The sequence below is a fragment of the Mycobacterium pseudoshottsii JCM 15466 genome (assembly GCF_003584745.1).
GTDB lineage: Bacteria > Actinomycetota > Actinomycetes > Mycobacteriales > Mycobacteriaceae > Mycobacterium > Mycobacterium marinum.
In genome coordinates, this window is record NZ_AP018410.1 from 4,220,214 (window position 1) to 4,245,153 (window position 24,940).

Here is a 24,940-nt window from a genome sequence, read left to right on the forward strand (position 1 = left end):
GCTGCGGCCGCCGACCGGATCGGGAACCGGTGGTCCGCTCAACCCGGTTGGTCCGCTGCTTCGTGACCGGTATCGGTCGATCCCGAGAAGCCCAGCATGAACAACCCGGCGGCCACGCCGCACAATGCCACGCACGCGGGCAGCAGCATCGACTGCGACATCGCGACCGAGAAGGGCTCACGCAGCAACCCGGGAAGTCGCACCGCTGTGCCGTCGCTGCCGCGCAGCGCAGGCGAGTTCCCTGGCGACGGCGGCATCTCGGCGGCGATCCGCGCTGTCATGAACGCCGCCATGCCTGAGGCGCCAAGCACGGCCCCCACCTGCCGAGCCGCTGTGTACACGCCGGCGCCCGTACCCGCCAACTGTGCCGGCAGGTCTCGCGAGCCAATGGCGGCCAGCGGCGCCCACACAAAGGGAATGGCCACGCCGAGCGCCGTGATGGGCAGCACCAGCCGCCAGATCGGCGTGCTCAAAGACATCTCGATCGATAGCCAGGTGAGCGCGACCGCCAGCATCGTGAACGCTGAACTAACCACCAGCTTCGGGTGATACCTGTCGACGATCTTGCCGACCAGGGGCGACACCACCCCACTCATGACCACCATCGGGGCAATCAATGCCGCCGAGCGGATCGGCGACAACCCCACGGCCGACTGCACGAAGAACATCGCCGGCACCATCATCGCTGTCGTCGCAAACGCGACGGCCGCCACCCCGATGCTGGACAGACTGAAGTTGCGGTCGCTGAAGATCTTCAACGGGACCAGCGGGTCACCGCGATTGACCGACTGCCAATAGACGAACACCGCGATGACCCCGACGCCGCCGATCAGCATCATCGAGGTCCACGGCGCCCACCCCGCGTGCTGACCCTCTTGCAGCGCGAACACCACGAGAAAGACACCCAGCGCCGACAGTGCGGCCCCAAGCAGATCCAGCTGCGGGCGGTGTACCGGCAAGACCGGGAGCAGCAGGGCTGCCAGCACCAGCCCGGCGAGGCCGATAGGGACGTTGATGAAAAAGATCCACTGCCAGCCCAGCGCCTGGACCAACACACCACCGGCCAACGGTCCCACCAAAGTTACGACGCCACCGGCGGCTGTCCAGATGGCCAACGCCACACCACGGCGCTGCGGCTCGAATATCCGGCTGATGATCGACAACGTCTGCGGAAATAGCAGCGAGGCGCCCAGGCCCTGCACCGCACGGGCCGTGATCAGCATCCCGATGCTGCCAGACAACCCACACCACAACGATGCCGCCGTGAACACCGCAAGGCCGATGACATAGATGTTCTTGGGACCGAATCGATCACCAAGGCGCCCGGCCACCAGCAACGGCGCCGCGTACGTCAGTAGGTAGGCACTAGTCACCCAAATCACCAGGTAGTAACTGGTGTGCTGGTCGGCCATGATGCTCGGGTTGGCGATCATCACCACCGTGGAGTCCAGGACGATCATGAAGTAGCCGACCAACATCGCCCACAGCGCAGGCCACGGGTTCAATGATCGCGCCCGACGGGTGCCCCGAGCTATCCGCCTGGCGCGTCCGGCGACGAGGCTGGCCCCGATCATGCGTCCGCGCCGCTCCGAACCCCCTTGCGCCACTCTGCTAACGGCCGGCGCCGGCTGCGAACTGACGGGCTCGGTGCGGTGCAGAACCGCAACAAGATGGCCGGCGACTCACCCGTGTCGGCGTCGGCCAGTTCGGCGAACTCCAGCTGCAGTCGCTGTAGCTGGGCACCGTAGCTCGAAGACAGGCCATGCAGCTCTTGATCGTTGTGAGCGTAGAGAAACAGCGGCGTTGTCGGTCCTACCGCCAGCCCCTCCTGCTGTGCGCGGATCCACACGGCTTGAGAGGCCGATCCGCCACGTGCGTAATCGGCCAACGACCGGCCTTGCACGTACACCAGGGCCAGCGCCGAACTCGAAGAGAGCCGGGCGAAGCCGTCGAACCCTAAGGCCACTCCCCCATCCCACCGCGCGAGTTGGGCCGTGACCTCAGGGCGGCAGATCTGCTCGAGCATCATCAACCTGAACGCATCCAGCTCCAGACTGCGAACGTCGATGCCGCTGTTCGCGGCCGGGTCAGTTGGCCAGTGCAGCTCAGCAACCAATTCGGCATGCAGCTCCGGAGTGAGATAGCGGATGCGGTCACTGGCTCCGATAATCCTTGCCGCCCTGTCGATGTCGTCACGACTGCGCAAGACCTGCAGCCGCGCGCCCTCGCCGCGAGCGGCAAGTTCCAGCATCTCCACCGTCTCATCGGAGATCGGAGTGGGCGTCCCATCGTACCGATTCGTCTGGCGCGCCAGCATCGGTTCGTAAAGTCGCGCCAGATCCGGGTCATCTCCGCTGCCCAGTCTTACCGTCGCGGTCAACGGAGACCGTTCGCTGACCGCACCGATCTCGACCGGCCCGAGAACGCCATGGGCAGCGGCCGCGACCCGCGCGTTGAACACCGCCGCGCCGATTCCTACCGCGCTGCAGCGCAAACCGATGTCCAACAAAGACGTGTGCTCGGGCGCGAGCTCGATGACAACACAGTCCCGATCGGCTCGGATGCGCCACGGTTGGGCGTTGCCGACCGACGGTGCACGATTGGCGGCCGCGGCGACCACGTCAACGACGTCGCCCAGCTGCGCGGCTTCGGCCAGTGGGTCGGCGTCGGCATAAGACTGCGCGGCGCAAGCCGGCCCGGCCGTCTGCCGGTCGGTGGCGTGGGCGGCGGGATCGTCGATACGGCTGAGCATCTCTTCGACGTCCATACGGATGCGGCCCGATGAAAGCGGCTGTTGTAAGCCAATTTTGCGAACGGCCTCAGCAACGCTGGCCGCCCCGAGTTGGACCTCGCTGGCCAGCTGTGGCCAGCCGGACAGCGTCGAACCAACTTCGATGAACGCCGCGGCCTCTCGCGCCGTCACCTTCTCGGGAGAGGTAATGCGATAAAGGTGTGGAATCTTGTCCCAGTCCGACAATCCGCTCAGGGCTGCGGCGTCGATGTCGCCGAGCAGGCCGTGCAGGATCGGCCGCGTCGGTTCCAGGTCGTATCGCTCGACGTCTAACAGACCGCGATAATCAGTGGCCATGATGACCGGTATCCGCCGTGCGCGCGCAGCCTCACGGACCATGACTTTCGTGTCCAGCGAGTCGCATTCCTCGACCACGATGTGCAGCCCGTCAAGAAAAGCGTCGATCGTATCTGCGGTGATGCCGGCCGTGACGACGGACACCTTCAGGTAGGGATCCAACTCAGCTATCCGGCGCGCGGCAGCGGTCGCTTTGTTCACGCCGAGGTCGAGCACCGACAAAGGGACCCGATTGAAATTGGACAGCTCCAGGTGATCAAAGTCGGCGAGCCGCAGCTCACCGCAGAGCCCTTCGGCCGCGAGGGTGTACGCGAGGGTGTGTCCGACGCTCAAGCCGACTACCCCGATACGCAACTCGGCGAGCTGATCTTGTTCCTCCTCGGTGATCAGATGCCGGTTTCGGTCTAGCCGGACAGCGCGAAACGCGTGTGGCCCCAACACACCGACGACCGTTCGTCGCCACGGGTAATGAACCCACCGGTGCCGCTCGGCAATGAGGTCGGCGTTACGGCCAGGGCGGATTCCGCGAATAATTTGCGCCTGCTCGTCAGTCCGGTCCAAGAAGTTAATCGATGGATCTGCGCGCAGGCATTCCAACCGATGAGAATCCGCGGGAACGTCCGGATTAAGAATCTGCGCCCCAGCATCGTCCCCATCGCCGCTCGCCCACATGCCAGCGATACTTTCACCCACCGAAGCGCTTCACAAGGATTTTGGGGACGCAATAGCCGTCTTCGATCCCGGCCAACAGGATCCTCATTAATTGCCACAACAGGCCCGCCGAAAAACCAAATTAGGCTCGCCGAATTCACTCGGTTCAGCGCAGCCCCCAACCGATCAACCCGCGGGTCCAACCGTCCGGACCAGAATTAAAGCACTTGCCCATCAACGGTATCCGCAGTATCAAGACCCAGTTCAACTTCGCCACTATCCAACCGATTGCGCACCGTTCAACAGAGCGGAAAGACCATTGCGAGCGGCAAATACTCGCGCTAGCCGAAGTTGGCCACACGCGGACCGAAAGAATCGTAGAGTTGCCACTCGAAACCCCACAACTGGACTATCAGGAATTAAGACAATCGTTATGGGTCGGTAATAAAAAGAAAAATGGCATTATCCACCCGGTGGGGAAATCCGCTTTGCCGGTCACCGACCGCTTCCGGGCAAGCCGCGAGCCCGACTATCACCTCAACATCAAAGGCGGATGCCCGCGGCGCCGGTACACCGATCCGAATCGCGCATCCAGCCGCAACCACGTCGGCATTACCCGCACCCGAACCATCTCATCGGCATCAATCGCTTCTGCCGACTGCGGCAGGAAACCCATTGCCGTCAAGGCGAATACGCAGCGCATCGGCAGACCGACGGCGGCGTCATCGGAGCTGACCTGGATGACCTCTTGGTCCATCAGTGAGACCGGTGGACCGTGAGAGCTGCTGTGTTCCTTGACAAGTCGTGCACCACTCTGCGCCAGGTCCAGCACAACGCGCGCCGGCAGGTCTTCGAGGTGGACGAATCCGGACTCCGGCGGCAGCGCGCCCCGCCACGCCGAGTCCATCGGGTAGCCCGGATCCAGGTAGCCGGAACTGTCCGTCGCAGCAAGTCCGCGGGCCAGCGCGTCGGCGCCCACCGTTAAGTCATTGGGGCGCACTTTACCGACCACCACCCGGCTGGCCAGCACATCGAAACTGGTTGCCACCCAAGCCGTCAGCAATCCGGCGGATCGTGCCCGCAGTCGGATGATCGCGGCCGGGTCAAGCCGGATCGCATGCTCGACGAATGTGGACAGATCCGAACGATGAGCTGGGTCCGTCAACCACAGCCCGCGCTCGTCTGTCCCCGTCATTCCCGCAGCCACCGCTGCAGGTACTCCCGATGCTGTGCCGACAACCGCACCAGCCGCTGCTCTTCGATGTGCACCGCAGCGAGCTGCGATTCCGCGATGACGGCCGGCTTGGACTCCGGGGCCGCGCCGATCGAGCGGACTTCGTAGCCCAGCGTGAAGTCGACCGCCCGAAGCCGCTTCGTCCACATCGTCACCTGCAAAGGCGAATCCGCAAGCCGCAGCTGATCCTTGTAGGTGACCCGGACATCGGCGATCAGCAGGCCGATGGTGGTGATATCGGCGCCGAACGGCTCCCGGAGGAATGGGACCCGAGCCTCTTCGAGGATGGTGACCATGGTGGCGTGGTTGACGTGCTGGTACATGTCAATGTCCGGCCAGCGCACCGGCACCGCAGCGACGTACCCGACGGTCATCCCGAGATCCCTCGTCCGCTGGTGCGGGTCATTCGGCGGACCTGGCGGGCGGCCACCGACAACGTCGCGAGATCCTTTTGGCCGCTATCCCGAATCTCGTTGAGTGTCCGGCGTGCCCGGTCCACCCGGGAGGCGCTGAGCTGCTCCCATTCCAGGATCTTCTGCTCACTGCTCTCATCGGGCTCACCCACGGCGATCACGTCGAAGCACAACGACCGCAGCGCACCGTAGATGTCGTCGCGAATCGCCAAGCGGGCCAATGAATGCCAGCGATCCTTTCGCGGCAGCTCGGAGACGGCGGTGAGCAAACCGTCCGCACCCAGCCGATCCACCAGGGCAAAGTAGGTATCGGCGACTTCGGCCGCGTCGATATCGGCGATGTCGGCGATGTCGATGATGTCGAGCAGGCTGTAGCGATACAGGCCGACCGCAACGCGGTACGCCAGGTCCTCGGGTGCGCCCTGGGCGATGAACTCCTCGGAGGTCTTCTCGACGATGGCCTTATCGTCGCCGCGCAACCACTCCGACATCCGCGGGGTCAACGCTTTGACCTTCGCGGCGAACCGGTTGATCTCGGCACCGACGGCGAGCGGCTGAGGGCGGTAGTTGAGCAGCCAGCGACTGGCACGGTCGATGAGCCGGCGGGTATCCAACGTCAACCGGTCGGACAGCGCCACCGGTAGCTCCTCCGCACGGATACGGCGCCAGATGTGACTCACGCCGAAGATGGCGTCGGTGGCCATGTAGGTGCGCACCGCGTCGATCGGTGAGACACCGACGTCTTCGGTGATCCGAAAGGCGTAGGTGATGCCGGCGGTGTCCACCAGGTCGTTGATCACCATGGTGGTGACGATCTCGCGACGTAGCTGGTGCGAGCGGATCTCGGGAGCGAACCTCTCGCGCAAGGGCTTCGGGAAATAGGAGGGCAACCTCGAGGCGAACACATCCTGATCGGGCAGCTCGGTGGTCAGCATCGTCTCTTTGAGCGCCAGCTTGACGTGCGCCATCAGGGTTGCCAACTCGGGCGAGGTGAGCCCGATGCCCGCTTCCGAACGTCGCGCAATCTCCTTTTCGGAGGGCAGCGCCTCCAATTCCCGGCTGACTCCGCGCTCGGCCACCAAGTACCTGATCTGGTCGGCGTGCACCGGCAGCAAGCTGACCGGGTTAGCGCGGCTGGTACCCATCAAGTCGTTCTGATCGGAATTGTCGGTGAGCACCAGCTGTGCCACCTCGTCGGTCATCGACTCGAGCAGTTGTTTGCGTTCGTCTGTTCTTACCTTGCCGGCGCTGACCAGCGAGTCGATCAGAATCTTGATGTTTACTTCGTGGTCGGAGCAGTCCACACCGGCGGAGTTGTCCAGCGCGTCGGTGTTGATCCGCCCGCCGGACAGATCGAATTCGACGCGACCCAGTGCCGTGACCCCGAGGTTGCCGCCTTCACCAATGACCTTGGCGCGCACCTGGTTCGCGTTGACCCGCACGGGATTGTTGGCACGGTCACCGACATCGGCATCCGACTCCGACTCAGCCTTGATATAGGTCCCTATGCCGCCGTTGAACAGCAGATCCACTGGGGCCTGCAGAATCGCCCGGATCAAGTTGGGCGGGGTCATCTCGGTGACGTCGCCGCCAATGCCAAGGGCATTGCGAACCTGGTCACTGACCGGGATGGACTTCTGCTCGCGGCTGTACACCCCCCCGCCCTCGCTGATCAATGACTTGCTGTAGTCATCCCAGCTGGATCGGGGCAGATCGAACATTCGCTGCCGTTCCTGCCACGAGGCAGCGGCATCCGGATTCGGGTCGAGGAAGACGTGGCGGTGATCGAAGGCAGCGATCAGCCTGATGTGCTTGCTCAACAGCATCCCATTGCCAAAGACGTCGCCGCTCATGTCGCCGACGCCCACGACGGTGAAGTCCTCGGTCTGGGTGTCGATCCCCATCTCTCGGAAGTGCCGCTTGACGGCTTCCCAGGCGCCCTTGGCGGCGATCCCCATGGCCTTGTGGTCGTAGCCCACCGACCCACCGGACGCGAACGCGTCACCCAACCAGAATCCGTAGGAGTTAGCGACCTCGTTGGCGATGTCGGAGAACGTGGCGGTGCCCTTGTCCGCGGCCACCACCAGATAGGCGTCGTCGCCGTCGCGCCGCAGCACCTCCGGCGGCGGGCTGACCACTCCGGTCGTGTGGTCGACGTTGTCGGTGACGTCGAGCAGCCCGGAGATGAACAGCTGATAGCAGGCAACGCCTTCGGCGCGAGTGGCCTCGCGGTCGGTGGCCGCGTCGCCGGTGCTCAACGGCGGCCGCTTGACGACGAATCCGCCTTTGGCTCCGACCGGCACGATGACGGCGTTCTTCACCGCCTGCGCCTTGACCAGACCGAGGATCTCGGTGCGGAAATCGTCGCGCCGGTCCGACCAGCGCAGCCCGCCTCGCGCTACCGGGCCGAACCTCAAATGCACGCCTTCGACCCGGGGTGAATAAACGAAGATCTCGTACTTGGGCCGCGGCAGCGGGAGCTCGTCGATCAGCTGGGCATCCAACTTGACTGACAAGACATCGCGGCTGCGGGCCGAACCTTCGCGTGAGACAAAGTAATTGGTCCGTAGGGTGGCCTGAACCAGCGACGCGAACGCCCGCAGAATCCGGTCGGTATCCAGACTCACCAGTGCGTCGATGTCAGCGGCAACGGCAGCAGCAGCGGCTTGCGCGTCAGGACTTACCGGTGAGCCCGCCGGCCGTGGATCGAACAGGGCCTCGAACAATAGGACCAGTGACCGCGCGGTGGAGGGGTGCTCGTTGAGAACTGATTCGATGTAGGACTGGCTGTAGGGGAAGCCCGCTTGCCGCAGGTATCTCGAATAGGCACGCAGCAGGACCACCTGTTGCCACGTCAGCCCCGCCCGCATGACCAACTCGTTGAACCGGTCGATCTCGATCCTGCCCTGCCAGATCGCGGTGACCGCATCGGCGAATCGCTGTGCCGCCGCGGCCCGCTCGGCGGGAACCGTCGCCTTCGGGATGGTGGGATGCGGTGAGATCTTGAACTGATAGATCCAGACCGGCAACCCGTCCGGGCGGGTGACCGTGAACGGCCGCTCCTCGAGCACCACCACACCCATGCTCTGCAGCATCGGCAACAGCTGACTTAGCGAGGCAGTACAGCCCCCCAGGAACCAGGTGAGCTGGGCGACACCGTCCGCGGTGCGATCGGAGAAGACCAATTTGACCGAGTCATCAGCTAGCTCGTTGATGATCGCGATGTGGTCGATGGCGTCGGCCGGGGCGACCGCCTGCTTGTAGGCCTCCGGAAAGGCAGCCGCGTAATGCTCGGCGTCGGCGTGCCGCACCGAAGCATCGGAGGCAGCGCCGATCAGGCGGTCGGCCCAGGTGCGCGCGGCCTCGCTCAACAGCGCCTGAATCCGGCTTCGGTTGGCCTCCGAAACATCGATCGAACCCGTCGCCACGTCTTCGGGCAACCGAACCATGAAATGCATGAGCGCCCAGGGTGATTCACTGACTCTGGCAGTGAACTCCAGCCGGGTGCCGCCGAACTCGCGGACCAGGATGTCGTCGATCTGCAGCCGCACGGCCGTCGTGTAGCGATCGCGCGGCAAGTAGACCAAACACGAGACAAAGAACTGCAGCCGATCGACCCGCAGGAACAGCAGCGCTCGTCGCTGGGAGCCCAGATCCACCACCGCTTTGGCCATCGCCAGTAACTGTTCGGAGCTCAAGGTAAACAGCTCGGGACGAGGGACGGTCTGGATGACGTCCAGCAGAAGCTGGCCCGGGTGGCTCGGGTCGTTGCCGGCCAACTCCAGCGCGTCACGGACCCGATGCGAGATCGCCGGGATCTCCAAAACGTCGGCGTTCATGGCCGCCACTGTGAACAATCCAACAAAGCGATGCTCGACGTTATTGCCGTCGCCGAGGCTCTCGCGTATCGCGATCGCGTACGGGTAAGCGCCGTAGCGCAGGTAACTGCCGACCCGCGCCTGCGCCAGGACCAGCAACTTGGTTTCGTCGGTAAGCCGGGGCCGCGTGCCGGTCCGCGCACGCAGCACGCCCAGGCCAGTCGAGCCGTCGCCGAGGACCATCCCGTCGTCCACCTCGCAGGGCTGATAGCCAAGCAAGAGGAAGTTTCCATTCCCCAGCCAACGCAGCAACGCCGCCACCTCTTGGTGGTCCGGAGCCGCATAGTGGCCTTCGCGATCGCTGTCGACTGCGACCGCCAATTCGCTGAGGGTGGCAATCATTGCCGGCGCATCCTTGGCGACACGCTGAACATCAGCCAAGACCTTGGGCAGCAACTGTTCGACTTCGGCGAGGGCTTTGGCCTCGACCGTCGGCGAGAGTTGGACGTGTATCCAAGCCTCACCGACGTAGGGCGAGGCGTCCCGGGACTTCGGCTCGACGCGCTGCAGCTCACCGGTGGGGCCGCGGTGCACCTCGAAGACCGGGGTCATGATGGTGGTGTAGCCAACACCAAGCCGGTGCAGGAGCACCGTCACGGAATCCATCAGCATGCTGCCGTGCTCGGTGACCACTTGCAGCGCCGGCCCGAACCAGACCGGGTCGTCCGCCGGATACACGGCGACGCGACTCTCACCCATGGGGCGGTGCTGCCCGAGCCGATAGTGCGCACTCAGCATCGCCGGCGTCACCACGGAGGCAGCGGCTTCGGCGGCTCGTTGTGAAGCCTGCGAATCCTCCTCCCCCCGACGCTGGTAGCTGTCCAGGTAGGCCTGCGAGATCCAGTCAGGAATGTCGGCGGGTTGGGTGAACGCCGTCCACGCCCCGACATCCTGCTTGGCCCCGGGATCGATCATCATGCCGACTGCTCCAAACTCACGACTGAAACCAGCGCTCTACTTGATCGGCCCCACTCCTCACCGGCCATAGGGGCCGCATCGTTGCGGGGCACCACTTGACTGCCCCACTCCTCAGCAGCCATAGCGGCCGCATCGTCGCGGGGCACCACTTGACTGCCCCACTCCTCAGCAGCCATAGCGGCCGCATCGTCGCGGGGCCTTCGCAGAGCTGACACTAGTCGCGCGTCAACCTTCTATGAGTAACCCGGTGCGGCCGCGCAGCCTCGACGCCAAGCCGCTCAACCTTATTTTCTTCGTAGGCTCCGAAGTTCCCCTCGAACCAGAACCACTTGGCCTCGCTGTCAGCGTCGCCTTCCCACGCCAGGATGTGCGTGCACGTGCGGTCGAGGAACCAGCGGTCGTGCGAGATCACCACGGCACAGCCCGGGAAGTTGACCAGCGCGTTCTCCAGCGAACTCAGTGTCTCGACATCCAGGTCGTTGGTCGGTTCGTCCAGCAGGATCAAGTTGCCGCCCTGCTTGAGCGTCAGCGCAAGGTTGAGCCTGTTGCGCTCGCCGCCCGACAACACACGCGCGGGTTTCTGCTGGTCTGGTCCCTTGAACCCAAAGGCCGACACGTAGGCGCGCGAGGGCACTTCAGACTGGCCCACTTCGATGTAGTCGAGCCCGTCCGAGACGACTTCCCACACGGTCTTCTTCGGATCAATGCCAGCGCGAGTCTGATCGACGTAGCTCAACTTGACCGTTTCGCCGACCTTGACCGTGCCGCTGTCCGGCTCCTCGAGCCCCACAATGGTTTTGAACAGGGTGGTCTTGCCCACTCCGTTGGGGCCGATAACGCCGACGATGCCGTTGCGGGGCAAGGTGAAGGACAGGTCCTTGATCAGGGTGCGCCCGCCGAAGCCCTTGTCGAGGTGTTCGACCTCGACCACCACGGAGCCCAACCGGGGTCCGACCGGTATCTGGATCTCCTCGAAGTCAAGCTTGCGAGTCTTCTCCGCCTCGGCGACCATCTCCTCGTAGCGCTGCAGACGCGCCTTGCTCTTGGCTTGGCGCGCCTTTGCCCCCGACCGAACCCAGGCCAGCTCTTCCTGCAGCCGCTTTTGCAGCTTCGCGTCCTTTCGGCCCTGCACCGCCAGCCGATCGGCCTTCTTCTCGAGATAGGTCGAGTAGTTACCTTCGTACGGGTAGGCGCGGCCGCGATCCAATTCCAGGATCCATTCGGCGACATTGTCGAGGAAGTAGCGGTCGTGGGTGACCGCCAGTACCGCACCGGCATAGCTGGCAAGGTGCTGTTCGAGCCACTGCACGCTTTCCGCGTCGAGGTGGTTGGTCGGCTCGTCGAGCAGCAGCAGATCCGGTTTCGACAGCAGCAGCTTGCACAGCGCAACCCGCCGGCGTTCACCACCGGATAAGTTGGCCACCGGCTCCTCGGGCGGCGGGCAGCGCAGCGCGTCCATGGCCTGCTCCAGCTGCGAGTCGATGTCCCACGCGTCGGCGTGGTCCAAATCCTCCTGCAGCCGGCCCATTTCTTCCATCAGCTCGTCGCTGTAGTCGGTGGCCATCAACTCGGCGACCTCGTTGAATCGGTCGAGCTTCACCTTGATGTCGCCCAGACCCTCTTCGACGTTGCCCCGAACCGTCTTTTCCTCGTTCAGCGGCGGCTCCTGCAAGAGGATGCCGACCGTGGCCCCGGTAGCCAAGAACGCGTCGCCGTTGTTCGGCTTGTCCAAACCGGCCATGATCCGCAAGACGCTCGATTTTCCGGCCCCGTTAGGGCCGACGACACCGATCTTGGCGCCCGGGTAGAAGCTCAACGTGACGTCGTCGAGGATCACCTTGTCGCCGTGCGCCTTGCGGACCTTCTTCATCGCGTAGATGAACTCAGCCATGCCGCGGTATTGCCTTTCTAGTCTTTGGAGTTACCCCGCCGACCATCCTAGGCACCACCGCGCAGCGCTAAGCCGACAGTGGCAGTGCATTGCGATCGGCGGCGTCCGCACCCGCCGCAACGTCCGCAGTGTCAGCAACGTCGCGGGCGCTGTGGTCGTCGTTGTCGGCGACGTCCTCGCATCGCGTTGTGGCCGCGGCCGCCGCTGCCTTTTCCGGGCTCGGACCCGTGTACCCGGGCTTCTCGATACGCACAATGACGCGCGAGAGATCTGGACCGACGGAGGTTGCCCGCAGCTCGAGCGAGGAGCGGCGGTTGCCATCGCGGTCCTCGTACTCGCTGGTGTAGACGTGGCCCACGACAATCACCGGTGCACCTTTGCCCAATGCCGCCCCCACCCCGGTAACCAGCCTGCCCCAGCAGTTCACGGTGATGAACAGCGAGTTGCCCGGCTCCCAGCCGCCGTCTGCGGTCCGCCGGCGCGAATTGCTGGCGACCCGGAACTTGATGAACTCCTGATCGCCGACCTTCCGGCGCTGCGGGTCATTGACGATGTGACCGACCACGGTAAGAGGCGTTTCAAACATCTGCGCGATTCCCTTCGCTGGGTTGCTGTCGTTGGCTGTTTCGTGCCGCCCGCGGGTGGATCCGCGCGGTGCTGGCTGTCATTCACCTGCACCGCACCGACAGCCGCCCGAGGCGGGCGCGGTCCGTCCAACCCGCCTGTGGGCAAAGACGTGACTGTGGATCGAAGTCCCGAGCGTGGGGCCACGACCGCAGACCTGAAACCAACTGTCACCAGAATCTGAAAACCACCCGTCTCAGCAGGTCAACGGCGATAGCATCCAAAGGTCGTCGCATTTGCCAGCCACGGCGACCGGACAGCAAATGGAGGCTGCCACGGTGAACGCAAAGTTGAAGGGCCAGAGGATGGGCGTACGGGTGGCCTGGGTGGTCGGCACGCTGGTGGCGGCCGCTTATGCGCTGCTGGCGGTGGGCTGCTCATCGGATCTGAAAGGAACACCGGCCCCGGAGGGCGACGGCATGCCCGAAGGATGCTCAGGTCAGCTGGTACACGTCCCGGCCCCGACGTTTGTGGCACCCACACACATCGGTCTCTGAATCGGCTTCTGACCGCTCAGGGACCACGGCCTTGCTCAACAACGCGGCCGGGTGGGGTCTCACGATGCTAGGTGAGCAATGGAACGCGCCGTCCCGATATTTCTGACCGGGTTCATGGTGCTGGTGGGGCTGGACTTCCTCAGCTACCGGCTCGGCAAACAGCGCAACCGGTCACGCCCCAGCGTGTCCGCTCGCGATACCGCAGCCAACCTGTCGGTCTACGCCTTGGCCCGACTGACTCGATCGGTAGGCAGCGTCACCGCAGTACCGCTAGTCCTGATCGCCAGTTCGCTGACGCCGATCCACCTGCCGACCTCCCAGTGGTGGACCTGGGCGTGCGCACTGGTGCTGACCGACCTGGCCTACTACGGCAGGCACCGCATGACCCATCGGATTCGAGTGTTCTGGGCCGCGCATCATGTGCATCATTCGAGTCAGTACCTCAACCTGTCCACGGGGATGCGCACCCCCTGGCTGGTCCCCGGTTGGTTGTTCATATCAGCGGTCGTCTACGTGCCGCTGGCGCTGATCGGCTTCCCCGTCTGGATGATCTTCGCTTGCCACGCAATCGTGCTCTTCTATCAGTTCCCGATCCACACCGAGCGCATCAACCGACTGCCCAGACCGATCGAGTATCTGTTCAACACGCCTTCTCACCATCGTGTGCACCACGGCGCGAACAATCCGTACCTCAACAAGAACTACGGCGGCATTCTGATCGTGTGGGACCGACTGTTCGGTAGCTACGCCGAGGAAGACGAGCCGGTTCAGTACGGGTTGCAGCAGAACATCGCTACCCATAACCCGATCAAACTCAACTACCACGAATTCGCCGCAATGCTTAGCGACGTTGGGCGGGCAAAGACGCGGCGTGGCCGGGTCGGGTATCTGCTGCGCCCGCCCGGCTGGAGCGAAGTAGCCGAGACGCCTGCGCCCCGCTCACATGACAGCGATGATCACGCGGTTCCCGTCGATGGCCAGCACTGGGCGGCGGCAGGCAACGGCTAGCTGTTGCGGCGCCGGGCGGCGCCACTGGCGGCGTCGATCGCCGCACCGTCGCGGCGACTACTGAGCCTGTTGCTCGAGTCGCTCCTGACGGGCCTTGAGCTCACGAGCCACGAACCGGTTTCGCGCGATCTTCCCGACGTAGTCGAAATCACGCAGGATATTGCGCAATTCGGCCAGGAACGCGCTCCGACGCTCGGTCAGGTCTGGCGCGGGCTCGATCAGGTGCTGGTCGTCGACCACCTGACGTGCGGTTGCGAAGAGCAGTGTTGACACCGGCTCGCTGCTGCGGACCCGCGCCTGGGCCACGTATTGGCGCCCGAGGCCCAGCGCCAAGTCCGTCAGGTCCTTCTGTTTGATGTTCGCCGGAGCATCGCGCAGCACGTCGGCAACGATTGCGTAGGCCTCGAAGAACACCCGCAGCATGGCGTCCGAAATCAGCGGTCGCTTTGCATAAAGGATTGCGTCGATCTGATCGCCCCCGGCGGCGACCTGGCTTTCCCAGTCCTGGTGCCACGCCATCTCTTCGGCGATGTTGGCGCGAAATGCCGCCGAGTCGGCGAAGTAGAAGTCGAATTTCAGCAGATCCCGCAACCGCATCACCTGGTCCCAGAAGGCGGCCATGCGATCGCCTTCGGCGTGGCGGGCATGGGCCAGCGCAAGCTCCACGATCGAGGTTTCCAGGAAGGCGTGGATCACCGAATTCCGGTAGAAGGCCGCGGCGAGTTCGTCCTCGGGAGCGATGTACCAGACCGGTTCGCGGCCGCTGTCCACCCGGGTGACCGGGTGCGCGTTGGACAGGGCGTCCACGGCCGCCCGGACCCCCTCGCGCGAACGCAGCCGCAGCGCACTGGTCGACATCGGTGTCTGCTTGCGTTCGAGATAGTCAAGCGAATCCTGCAACGTGTGGTGCAACTGGCCAAGGGTTAGTGCGGTACCACGTGCGGTGAGCAGCAATGCACACACCAAACCGGTCGCGGTCATCGGCGTCGCTCGCAGAATCCGCCACGCGACCTCGAAGGACATCTTCTGCAGCGCAAGCCTTTTGGCCGCCAGATCATGGGTTATCGGACCATGCGGAACACCGAGGTACTGCCGCATGGAGACCGCTTCCGGGAAGCGCACATAGATCTTTCCGTAGTTGCGCTCGCCCTGTGCCTTGATGAAGTTGTAGAGCCAGCTGAAGCCCTCGGGTGTCTTCTCGGCGCCGCGCGCGTAGGCGGCGTATTCAGCGATCTCGTGCAGCTGGTCGAAACAGATCGAAACCCCTTGCAGCAGGATGTCGTCACTGCGCCCGTCGAGGTAGGCATCGGCGACATAGCTCATCAGGCCGAGCTTGGGTGGCAACATCTTTCCGGTGCGCGAGCGGGTGCCTTCGATGGACCAACTCAGGTTGAACCGCTTCTCGACGACATAGCCGACGTATTCCTTGAGCACGTACTTGTACAGCGGGTCGCCGGCGATATTGCGCCGGATGAAGATCATCCCCGCGCGCCGCATGAGCGGCCCCATCACGCCGAACGACAGGTTGACGCCGCCGAACATGTGCACCGGCGGCAGCCGGTTGTCCTGCATCGCCACCGGTACCACCGCCCCGTCGATGTAGGACCGGTGGGAGAACAGCAAGACAGCTGGATGGGCTTCCAGCGCGGTGCGCATGGCCGCGACCTGATATTCGTCGTAGTCGAATTCGGGATCGAATCCGCGGCTGATCAGCCTGCCCAGGACGGAAAAAACATCGACCGATGCCTGACTCCAGCCGGTGGCGAGTTCGTCGAGCATCTTGCCGGCTTCCTCGACAGTGGCGCCGGGGATCTTTTCCAGGCCGGCACGAAATCGTGCGGACGCCAACATCTCTGGCTTCACCAGCCGCGGCGATTTGTATTGCGGCCCAAGGATCCGGTACTCGGCGCGGGCCAGCGCCAGGATCGCCCGGCGGGCAACGAAATGGGCAAAGTCGTGTTGGTCCTCGCCAACGGTGTTGTCACACCACTGCTTGCGCAGCTCCGACACCGTGGCCGACTCCCCTGCCATCACCCTGGCACGCTGCGGGTCCGAACGCAGGATGCGGCGCTGCTGGCGGGGGTTGGGATGGCATGGATCGCGGCCCGGAAGAAGCCCGGCAACCTTTGCCAACCGGCTGCGATCCGCCGGCGGCTGCCAGAACACCTGGACCGGCACGATGGACCGATCTGCGCCGGCTTCGGAACCGGACTCGAGTTGCTCAACCAGCGCGGTCAGCGCGGCCGTCGGGGCATTTCGCGGCGGCAGCTTCAGGACGTCGAACTTTGCCCCTGGTGTGCGGGCCCGCTGCTCGCCCAGCCAATCCATGATCAGCTGCATTTCGACCGGCGAGCCCATCGAGGCCAGCACCAGCGTGTCTTCAGAGGTAAGGACTGCGCTGGTATCAGCGACCGGTTTGGTCACGGCCGTCCTTTGGGCCTAGAGCTCGATGACTCGGCCGCGTCGCTTCGGCCTGCGCCGAGTTGTTGCGCGTCGCCATCATGGGCAATGGGTTCGGGTGCGATCTCGGTCGGGTTCGACGCCTCGCCCACCGGCTTGGGTGCGGACAGCTCGGTGTCGGTGGCGGGCGTCGCAGCCTTTGCAGCCGCGCTCTCGGGCACCTTCTTCGCAGGCGCCTTCTTGGCGGGTGCTTTCTTTGCCGTCGCCTTCTTGGCAGGTGCCTTCTTGGCCGGCGCCTTCTTCGCAGGTGCCTTCTTGGCCGGCGCCTTCTTCGCAGGTGCCTTCTTGGCCGGTGTCTCCTTCTTGGCGGCAGCCTTCTTCGCGGGTGCTTTCTCGGCCGGTGTCTCCTTCGCGGACGCCTTGGCAAGCTGCGCCTTGGCTTTCTTGGCCGCTTTTTCCTCGGCGTAGAGATTGACCTCGGGCAGTTCGTCGACCGGCCAGTCCTTGAGTGTGTCCAGATAGAGCTGGCGCACCTCGGCGATGCGGTCCGGAAGGGTGTCCAGCGTCCAGTCATCGACCGGGATCGGCGGAAACACTGCTATGTCGACGGTTCCCGGATTGATCGTGGTGGAGTTGCGGGAGGCGACGATCTCCGCATTGCGGATCACAATCGGCACGATCGGGATGCCGGCCGCCATAGCGATGCGGAACGGCCCTTTCTTGAAGGGACCAACCTCGGTGGTGTCCAACCGGGTGCCTTCGGGGGCGATCACGATGGATAGCCCGTTCTTTGCGCGTTCCTCCACGGTATGCAGCGTCTCGACGGCTGAGGCCGGGTCATCGCGGTCAATGAACACACCGTCGAGGACCTTGCCCAGCGTGCCCATGATCGGGTCGTTCTGCAGCTCTTTTTTGCCCACCCCAACCCAGTTGTCCCGGACCAGGGCACCAGCAATCACCGGGTCGACCTGGTTGCGGTGGTTGAAGATGAAGACGGCTGGACGCTGCGCGGTCAGATTCTCCTTGCCGACGACATTGAGGTGCACACCGCTGGTCGCAAGCAACAGCTGGGAGAAGTTCGAGGTAAAGAAATTCACCCCACGGCGGCGATTACCCGTCAGCAGGCCGATTCCCACTGCCCCGGCAGCAACCGGGAACATGGTGCTGAAACCGGCAAGCGTTCGTATCTGCCGGCGCAGGCCCACCCCCCCGCGGCTGTTGAACTTCAGGATGGGCCAGCCACGGCGTTTGGCCACCGCGGCCATCTTGCCTTCCGGGTTGGTCGGCCGCGGATTACCGACCAGGTACATCAGTGCGACGTCTTCGTCGCCGTCGGCGTAGAAGTAGCTGTCTTTGAGGTCGATGTCGTGCTCGGCCGCAAAACGCTGCACGGCTGCGGCTTTGCCGGGACCCCATAGGATCGGCTTCACCACGCCACCGGTGAGCAGCCCGTCCTCATTGGTCTCGAACTTGTTGGTGAGCATGTTCACGATGCCCAGGAAGCGGGCCACCGGATTGACCTGAATGGTCAGGGCCGACGAGCTGAGCACGACGGTATGACCGCGCGCCACGTGCGCCCGGACCAGCTCGCGCATCTCCGGATAGATCCGCGACTCGATGCGCTGGGCAAACAGCCGCTCGCCGATCTCCTCCAAGTCGACGAGCTGGCGTCCGCGCAACGCCGAGGAGGCCGTGTTGATGAGCTGTTCGAACTCGATTCGTCCCAACGTGTGGTTCAGGCCCGCCTGAACCATGCTGAGCAGCTCCCCCACCCCTATGTCGCGGCGCCGCAGCCGCTCCTGGGTGAGGATGACGGCCGTGAAACCAGCCACCAGTGTGCCGTCGAGGTCGAAAAACGCGCCAACCTTTGGCCCCGCGGGGCTGGCCATGATCTCGGCGACGGAGCCGGGTAACCGTAGGTCCCCCGCCGCCTTGTCCTGCTCGCGCCCGTCACCTGGTTCTTCGGCGGCGCTCATGAATTGGACACCGATCGAGACTCCGATCCAGAGACAGTGGTGAAAGAGGCAGGAATCGAGCGCGGTGCGGGATCGCCGGCGAGCGCCAGGATCTCGTCGAAGCCCTCGACCAGGCAGCGGGCGAACAACTCGTCATGTCGGACCGAGGCCCGGTCGTAGCGCACGGTGATGGTGGCCCATCCGCCCCGGGAAATCAGCACCACCATCATCGCCACTCCCGGCAAGGGGCCAATCCCGTACTGGCGCAATATCTTTGCTCCAGCGACGAAGGTGTCCCCGGGGTAGACCGGCACGTTGCTGGCCTGCACGTCCGAGCCGATCACCGAACTGCTGATCCTCTCTAACACCGCCGTGGGTAGGACACTGAGCACTGGCGCCATGGACCCGACGACGTTCATCGCGGGCTCGTCGCGGCGCTGCGTCATCTGGGCTCGGATCTTTTTCATCCGCGCCACCGGATCGGCGGTGCCCACTGGCGCTGCCAGGTTGACGCCGGTGAACCGGTTGCCGCCGGCGCCGTCCGCATCGGCCCGCAGATTGACTGGGACCGCCATGGGCAGCGTGCTGATCGGCATCCCGAGGGCCTCGTAGTAGTGCCGCAGCGCGCCACACAGGCCCGCAAGATATGCGTCGTTGATCGAGCCGCCACCGGCCTTTGCGGCCTTGTGTAGCTCGGAGAGCCGAATGTCGATCGCCTCGGTGCGCGTGGTCAGGCTACGCCGGCGCAACAGCGGTGAGGGCTCAGCCGCGCGGTTCATCACCCGCACGCTCGACAGCGCATAGCCGACAATCCCCGAGACGGTGGCGGCCGGATCCAGCACCGCGCGTCCGGCCACCGAGACCGCCCCGGCTATCGCTCCCGCCACGCCGCCAACGAGGGCGATGGGCAGGTGGCCGATGCCCTCACGCATCAAGTCATTGGGCGACAAGTCCTGGGGAATCGGTAGCGGCGGTGTGGGTCTGGGCGCCGGATCCCGTTCCAGGTCATAGATCTGGGCGAACATCTCCACACCGCCGACGCCGTCGGTGACCGCATGGCTGACATGCAGCAGAGTCGCGGCCTTGCCGTCGGCCAAACCCTCGACCAGGGTGGCCGTCCATAGCGGGCGCGAGATATCCAGTGGCGATTGCAGGATCGCCTCGGCCAAATCGAAGACGTCGCGTAGCGTGCCGGGCTCAGACACACGCACCCGGCGCACATGGAAGTCCAGGTTGAAGTCCGGATCCACCACCCAGCGCGGCGCCGCGGTCGGCAGCGTGGGAACAACCACCTTCTGTCGCAGCCGCAACACGCGTCGCGAGGCATTCTCAAACCGGGTCCGGAACCGCTCCCAGTCCGGCGTGGTATCGAGAAGCTCTAGGGCCATGATCCCCGAACGCGTCCGCGGATTCGCCTCGCCCCGATGCATCAAATAATCGACGGGCCCCAGCTCATCGGACAACCCAACCGCCTCAGCCATGATCACGACCCACTCGGCCAACTCGACGCGCCATCCTCGTCACCGCCAATCAAGCCTCCTGCTCAGTCCCCGCCAACCAAAGTGCCAACACAACGCTAGTCCGGTTGACGCGGCGGTGAAAGTGAGGATCCGCTCAGCACGGCATGCGCCGCGGACAAGCCCGCAAGACGACGTGGCTGGCAATCGAGTCGGTAACTCGGCGGTTCTCGCGTTCTGGCCGGCGCCTGCCGATTCAGCTGGCCGAATTCGCTGAGAACGCCAACGAACCCAGTACCGAGCTGGTCCAACGCCCGTAGACGACCCCCAGGAAGTCGGAGACCGCACTGGCGGCCAGCCGGGAGCGGACGGTTGGGGTGATGTCGAACGCGTGATGTGCGTTGGCGAGCTCGGCATAGGCCACGGTGTCGGCTCCGGCGCCCCGCAACGCTGCGCAGAACGCCCGCGCCTGCCCGCTTGGGACAAGCTCATCGCGCTCACCGTGCAGCACGAAGAAGGGCGGCGCCTCCCGGTGCACGTAAGAAATCGGGGAAGCAGCGGTGAACGGCTCCGGGTCGTCGGCGTAGCGGCTCTTCATCACGAAGTGCTCCAGGAACGGCAGCATCAATTCATGCATGTTGTCGAAGTCGGTGAAGTCGTAAACGCCGTAATAGGGCGCGACCGCCTGAACCGTCGTGTCGGCGTGTTCGAAGCCAGGCTGAAAAGCCGGGTCGCACGGAGTCAGCGCCGCCAGGGAGGCCAGGTGCGCACCGGCTGAGCCGCCGGTCAGGGCGATGAAATCGGGGTTGCCGCCGTAGGCGGCGATGTTCTCCCGGACCCAGGCAATCGCCCTCTTGACGTCCACCACGTGTGCGGGGAACTTGCAGCGCGGACTCTTGCTGTAGTTGATGGAGACGCAAATCCAGCCCAGCTCCACCATTCGGCTCATCAGCGTGTAGGCCTGCGGACGCTTCCCGTTGACGCTCCACGCTCCCCCAGGCACCTGGATCAGCACCGGGGCCCGGCCTCCCGGCGCCAAGTCGGGGCGGCGCCAGACATCGAGCAGATGTTCACGACCACCCGGCCCGTAGGAGATGTCGGAGGTCTGCGCCGCGTAGCGGCGGCGGGGTCCCGACGGCAGCAGGCCGCCGCACGTCGCACACGCCGAGCCATCGCCGGAGGGGTGTGACACCAGGTCACGGAATTCCGATCCGAAGGACTCCTCGAGTGCCGCGGTGAGGGTCAGATCGGCCCGCTGGGCCGCCCACGCGGTGCCGTACCGGCCGATGGCCGGCGGAGAGACACGGGACAACGCGTACCCGGTCAGCACGTGCGGCGGAAATTCCGCGGACACCCAACCGGCTACCCAGCCGAGGGCAAACGGAGAACCCCGAAGCAACAGAGCTCCGGAACGGACAGCGTCGCGCGCGTCGGCCGCAAGCTGCGCTCCTTGGCGCAACGCTTCGGCACCTGCCCGCGAGCACCGCGAAGTCACACTGGCCATGCACATAACAAAGCCCACCCCTCGACGTCAGGCACACGCGTCGTTGCGGTAAACGGCCGATTACTAGCCGGTGTTGTACGTGTGTCGAGGCTCACACAATAACCGATTTCTGGCCCAGGCGAAGAATTTTGGGGCGCGTCGCGTCACCCAATCTGATCTTGAATCCGGCTTGGATAGACTGACCTGCGCATTGCCTCCGTAGCTCAGGTGGATAGAGCAAGGGCCTTCTAATCCCTAGGTCGCACGTTCGAGTCGTGCCGGGGGCACCAACCAAGGTGTGTGACGTCGGCTGATGCTCGACGTTTTACCTTCGGTCGATGCCTGACGGTGGCTTCGGGCCAGTGCCCTCGCGGCCGGCGATTGGGCGGGGCAACGGACCCCCGGCCGCCACCTGCGCCTCCTGGCGTCTCCGTGCAACACCGGACGCGTGAGCGCGATCGGTGGCCAGACCTGGTTTCCGCAGCGTTTCGCGGATGAGCATCGCACAATTTGGGCGCTCCGTTTCGGCCGCGATGTGCCAGCATCAAAACGTGAACGCACGCCAATTCACTCGTTTGCCGGGTGTCGGGCTCGCGACAATCTGCGCGGCCCTGCTGAGTGCCCCCCTGATCATTGCCTCCGCGTCGGCCGCCGCCTGCCCCGATGCCGAAGTGACGTTCGCCCGCGGGACCGCCGAGCCACCCGGCGTCGGTGGGGTCGGACAGGCATTCATCGATTCCCTACGCTCCCAGCTTGGCGGCCGGTCCCTCGGGGTGTATGCCGTCAACTACCCCGCCACCGAAGATTGGCCCCCGTCCGCATCCGCGGGCGCCACCGATGCCAGCACTCACGTTGAGTCCATGGCGGCCAGCTGCCCCAATACCAAGCTGGTGCTCGGCGGATATTCCCAAGGCGCGATGGTGATAGACCTGATCACGATCGCTCGAGCCCCCGTTGCCGGCTTCATCCCCCAAACGCTATCGGCGGAGGTGGCTGATCACGTCGCCGCGGTCGCCGTCTTCGGGAATCCGACCGACAGATATCTTGGCGGGCCAATAAGCGAGATCAGCCCCTGGTATGGCCATAAAGCGATTGACTTGTGTGCGCCCAACGATCCGATTTGCACCCCCGGCGCCCTTGCGCTGCCTTCTCACGATGAGATGTTCTCCGCGGCACACCTGTCGTATGCGCAGTCCGGGATGCCCAGTCAGGCAGCGACTTTCGTGGTGAGCCAGCTCTAGCGCGCGAGTCGGGGGATCACTTGCCGGTGGGATCGGCACACCCGGCTAGATCATGGTGGCCACAGCGAACTCGGCGCCGACGCCGGCCAGGCGTGGCCGTGGAGCACACCGGAAAGCCAACGAGTACTCGGCTAACAATGCCGATTAAAGCAGCCGATCTCCGGCCCTCGAGGCAAAGTCAACTCCTCGGCGCAACCCGTCACCAAAAACGCGTACAAACTGATGAATACCGCTCCGAGCAGCCATTTAAGCAGCATTCGCAGGTTGCCTGTCGTCATCTTGACCTCATTGTTCAGCAATCCATTATCAGTGTCTTTTTCTGCGCTTTCGTGCTTACAGCAAACGACAGTTGCTACCGCCACCGCCCGGCACTTGGACCCGGTCAGCGTATACCAAGAGGAATGAAATAGGGCAGAATCCGACTTTTCTAATAATCTAATAACGGCCGCAACCAATGCATATCGGCGCGCCCGGATCGGCCCGAATTTAATGACGCGATCTAGAATTCAGCTCCAAAATAAAAACGCGATTGCCAATTGCCGGCGAAGCCAACGCCGGCGCCCACGAGCGCGGGGTGAGCGCGTCCGGCCCGGTCGGGTCGATGACTACCGCACGTTCGAGTTGTGTCGAGGGTCGTCGACCGCTCGGTGCGATCACGGCGCGCCGGGCGGGAGGAAGGGCAAGGCCGGCGCGCAACCGTGCCGAGCCAGGGCGAGCAGTGCATCGACGTCAAGGTGACGTTCGACCAGATCGCCGAGCAGGTCCAGGCGGCGCTCGCGTGCCGCCGAGAACGAAGTGCCCGACCCAGTGAGCCCGAGCGTCTCGCGCAGGAAGGCCTCGCGCAGGGCATCCCCTTCGAGCGAACCGTGCCACATCGTCCCGAATACTTGTCCGTCACGCGCGCCGCCGAGGAACTGCTGAGCGGCGTCACCGGCGGTAATCCTGCCGTGATGTATCTCATAGCCCGAAGCGGTCACTCCGAGTCCCTGCCCGCGCGGCAAGCGCAGCACCTTCTCGGCGCCGAACGTGGTCTCCACGTCGAGCAAGCCCAAACCGTCGGCCTCGGCTACCGGCCCTTCCACACCGTCTGGGTCGCGAATCACCCGCCCCAGCATCTGGAACCCGCCGCAGATGCCGAGCAGCGGCTTGCCCGCCGCCACATGCGCCATCAGCGCACGGTCCAGGCCCCTCGCTCGTAGCCACGCCAGATCGGCGATCGTTGCACGGGTACCCGGGACCACGATCAGGTCGGCATCGCCCAGCCCTCGGGGGTCGGAAGCAAACACGACATCCAGGTCGGGTTCCAGACCCAGTGCGTCGACATCGGTGAAGTTGCTGATCCGTGGGAGGCGCACGACGGCCACCCGATGGGCCCCCGCGCTCGCCGCGCGCCGGCCGGTCAGGTCGAGGGCGTCCTCTGAGTCCAGCCAGAGGTCAGCGTGCCACGGCAGCGTGCCGAACACCTGTCTGCCCGTGACCCGCTCGAGGTCACGCAGACCTGGTGCCAGCAAGTCGAGGTCGCCACGGAACTTGTTGACGACAAACCCCGCGACCAGCGCCTGGTCCTCGGCAGACAGCAGCGCGATGGTTCCGAAGAATGCCGCGAACACCCCTCCGCGGTCGATGTCGCCGACAACGATGGTCGGCAGTTCCGCGTGACGGGCAAGCCCCATGTTGACGTAGTCGCCCGCACGGAGGTTGATTTCGGCTGGGCTGCCGGCACCTTCGGCGACGACGACGTCGTAGAGGGCCGCCAGGTCGTCGAAGGCTCGGTGCGCCGTATCGGCGAGAACCTGCCGGCCCTCGAACCAGTTGGACGACGCCAGTTCGCCCCAGGATCTGCCCATCAACACCACGTGGCTGCGGTGGTCACTCCCCGGCTTGAGCAAGACCGGATTCATGGCCGCCTCAGGTGTCGCGTTGGCCGCGAGCGCCTGCACCCATTGCGCGCGACCGATCTCCACACCCGCGCCACCCGGGCCTTGGCAGACCATCGAGTTGTTGGACATGTTCTGGGCCTTGAAGGGCGCCACCCTGACGCCGCGTCGGGCGAACGCACGACAAAGACCGGCGGTTAGGGTGCTCTTACCGGCGTCGCTGGTCGTACCGGCCACCAGCAAACCCGGCATCAGCCGTGCCTCGGTAGGTAGAGATCTATTGCCCAGCCCGCCTTCGCCTCGTGTTCGGGAAATCGTGGATCAT

At 64.6% G+C, this 24,940-nt stretch carries 15 protein-coding genes and 1 tRNA gene; 4 read left to right on the top strand and 12 right to left on the bottom strand.

The genetic code is table 11. From position 1 onward, the window contains the following. Nucleotides 1–38 precede the first annotated feature (38 nt). The 7 genes from MPSD_RS19170 to MPSD_RS19200 all read right to left on the bottom strand — a co-directional run bounded on the left by MPSD_RS19170 (nucleotide 39) and on the right by MPSD_RS19200 (nucleotide 12,659). Nucleotides 39–1,574, bottom strand: coding sequence for an MFS transporter (locus MPSD_RS19170; RefSeq protein WP_086085209.1), 1,536 nt, complete (start codon nucleotides 1,572–1,574; stop codon nucleotides 39–41). Beyond that, nucleotides 1,571–3,760, bottom strand: a complete 2,190-nt coding sequence (locus tag MPSD_RS19175) for an Rv1355c family protein (protein ID WP_036426432.1) — start codon at nucleotides 3,758–3,760, stop codon at nucleotides 1,571–1,573. The genes MPSD_RS19170 and MPSD_RS19175 overlap by 4 nt, the downstream gene beginning before the upstream one ends. A 511-nt stretch (nucleotides 3,761–4,271) precedes the next feature. Then, nucleotides 4,272–4,934, bottom strand: a complete 663-nt coding sequence (locus tag MPSD_RS19180) for a DUF8010 domain-containing protein (RefSeq protein ID WP_011741473.1) — start codon at nucleotides 4,932–4,934, stop codon at nucleotides 4,272–4,274. Beyond that, the gene (locus MPSD_RS19185) at nucleotides 4,931–5,347 is read right to left on the bottom strand and encodes an acyl-CoA thioesterase (RefSeq protein WP_086085201.1); all 417 of its coding nucleotides are present in this window, start codon (nucleotides 5,345–5,347) and stop codon (nucleotides 4,931–4,933) included. Before MPSD_RS19185 ends, MPSD_RS19180 begins: the two co-directional genes overlap by 4 nt. Continuing rightward, complete coding sequence (locus MPSD_RS19190; RefSeq protein WP_086085202.1) at nucleotides 5,344–10,182, bottom strand: NAD-glutamate dehydrogenase; 4,839 nt, start codon at nucleotides 10,180–10,182, stop codon at nucleotides 5,344–5,346. Before MPSD_RS19190 ends, MPSD_RS19185 begins: the two co-directional genes overlap by 4 nt. A 214-nt stretch (nucleotides 10,183–10,396) precedes the next feature. Next, entirely contained in the window at nucleotides 10,397–12,073 is a 1,677-nt protein-coding gene (ettA, locus tag MPSD_RS19195; protein ID WP_086085204.1) for an energy-dependent translational throttle protein EttA, read from the bottom strand. Between the two features lie 67 nt (nucleotides 12,074–12,140). Further along, a complete protein-coding gene (locus MPSD_RS19200) occupies nucleotides 12,141–12,659 on the bottom strand; it encodes a single-stranded DNA-binding protein (RefSeq protein WP_012395431.1) in 519 nt (172 codons plus the stop codon). Nucleotides 12,660–12,975: 316 nt separating this feature from the next. On the opposite strand from MPSD_RS19200, the gene MPSD_RS19205 reads away from it, so the two are divergent. Together MPSD_RS19205 and MPSD_RS19210 are read left to right on the top strand one after the other, a co-directional pair. Continuing rightward, complete coding sequence (locus MPSD_RS19205; protein WP_015356570.1) at nucleotides 12,976–13,194, top strand: hypothetical protein; 219 nt, start codon at nucleotides 12,976–12,978, stop codon at nucleotides 13,192–13,194. Nucleotides 13,195–13,272: 78 nt separating this feature from the next. After that, complete coding sequence (locus MPSD_RS19210) at nucleotides 13,273–14,202, top strand: sterol desaturase family protein (RefSeq protein ID WP_020786697.1); 930 nt, start codon at nucleotides 13,273–13,275, stop codon at nucleotides 14,200–14,202. A gap of 57 nt (nucleotides 14,203–14,259) precedes the next feature. On the opposite strand, the gene MPSD_RS19215 is transcribed toward MPSD_RS19210, so the two are convergent. From MPSD_RS19215 to lipQ, 4 genes are all read right to left on the bottom strand, one after another. Then, a complete protein-coding gene (locus MPSD_RS19215) occupies nucleotides 14,260–16,626 on the bottom strand; it encodes a glycerol-3-phosphate 1-O-acyltransferase (protein ID WP_020786696.1) in 2,367 nt (788 codons plus the stop codon). Continuing rightward, nucleotides 16,623–18,578 (bottom strand): HAD-IB family hydrolase/lysophospholipid acyltransferase family protein, encoded by a 1,956-nt coding sequence (locus MPSD_RS19220; protein WP_086085205.1) that lies wholly within the window; start codon nucleotides 18,576–18,578, stop codon nucleotides 16,623–16,625. The genes MPSD_RS19215 and MPSD_RS19220 overlap by 4 nt, the downstream gene beginning before the upstream one ends. Beyond that, nucleotides 18,575–20,038 (bottom strand): WS/DGAT/MGAT family O-acyltransferase, encoded by a 1,464-nt coding sequence (locus MPSD_RS19225; RefSeq protein ID WP_086085210.1) that lies wholly within the window; start codon nucleotides 20,036–20,038, stop codon nucleotides 18,575–18,577. The genes MPSD_RS19220 and MPSD_RS19225 overlap by 4 nt, the downstream gene beginning before the upstream one ends. A 232-nt stretch (nucleotides 20,039–20,270) precedes the next feature. Further along, nucleotides 20,271–21,524: an esterase LipQ gene (gene lipQ, locus MPSD_RS19230; protein WP_086085206.1), complete on the bottom strand. Its 1,254-nt coding sequence runs from the start codon at nucleotides 21,522–21,524 to the stop codon at nucleotides 20,271–20,273. 186 nt (nucleotides 21,525–21,710) lie between these two features. On the opposite strand from lipQ, the gene MPSD_RS19235 reads away from it, so the two are divergent. Together MPSD_RS19235 and MPSD_RS19240 are read left to right on the top strand one after the other, a co-directional pair. Next, nucleotides 21,711–21,787, top strand: a tRNA-Arg gene (locus tag MPSD_RS19235). Between the two features lie 243 nt (nucleotides 21,788–22,030). Next, complete coding sequence (locus tag MPSD_RS19240; RefSeq protein WP_179953039.1) at nucleotides 22,031–22,738, top strand: cutinase family protein; 708 nt, start codon at nucleotides 22,031–22,033, stop codon at nucleotides 22,736–22,738. A 653-nt stretch (nucleotides 22,739–23,391) separates the two neighbouring features. Here MPSD_RS19240 and MPSD_RS19245 read toward each other — a convergent pair. Then, complete coding sequence (locus tag MPSD_RS19245) at nucleotides 23,392–24,867, bottom strand: cobyric acid synthase (RefSeq protein ID WP_086085207.1); 1,476 nt, start codon at nucleotides 24,865–24,867, stop codon at nucleotides 23,392–23,394. Between the last annotated feature and the right edge of the window lie 73 nt (nucleotides 24,868–24,940).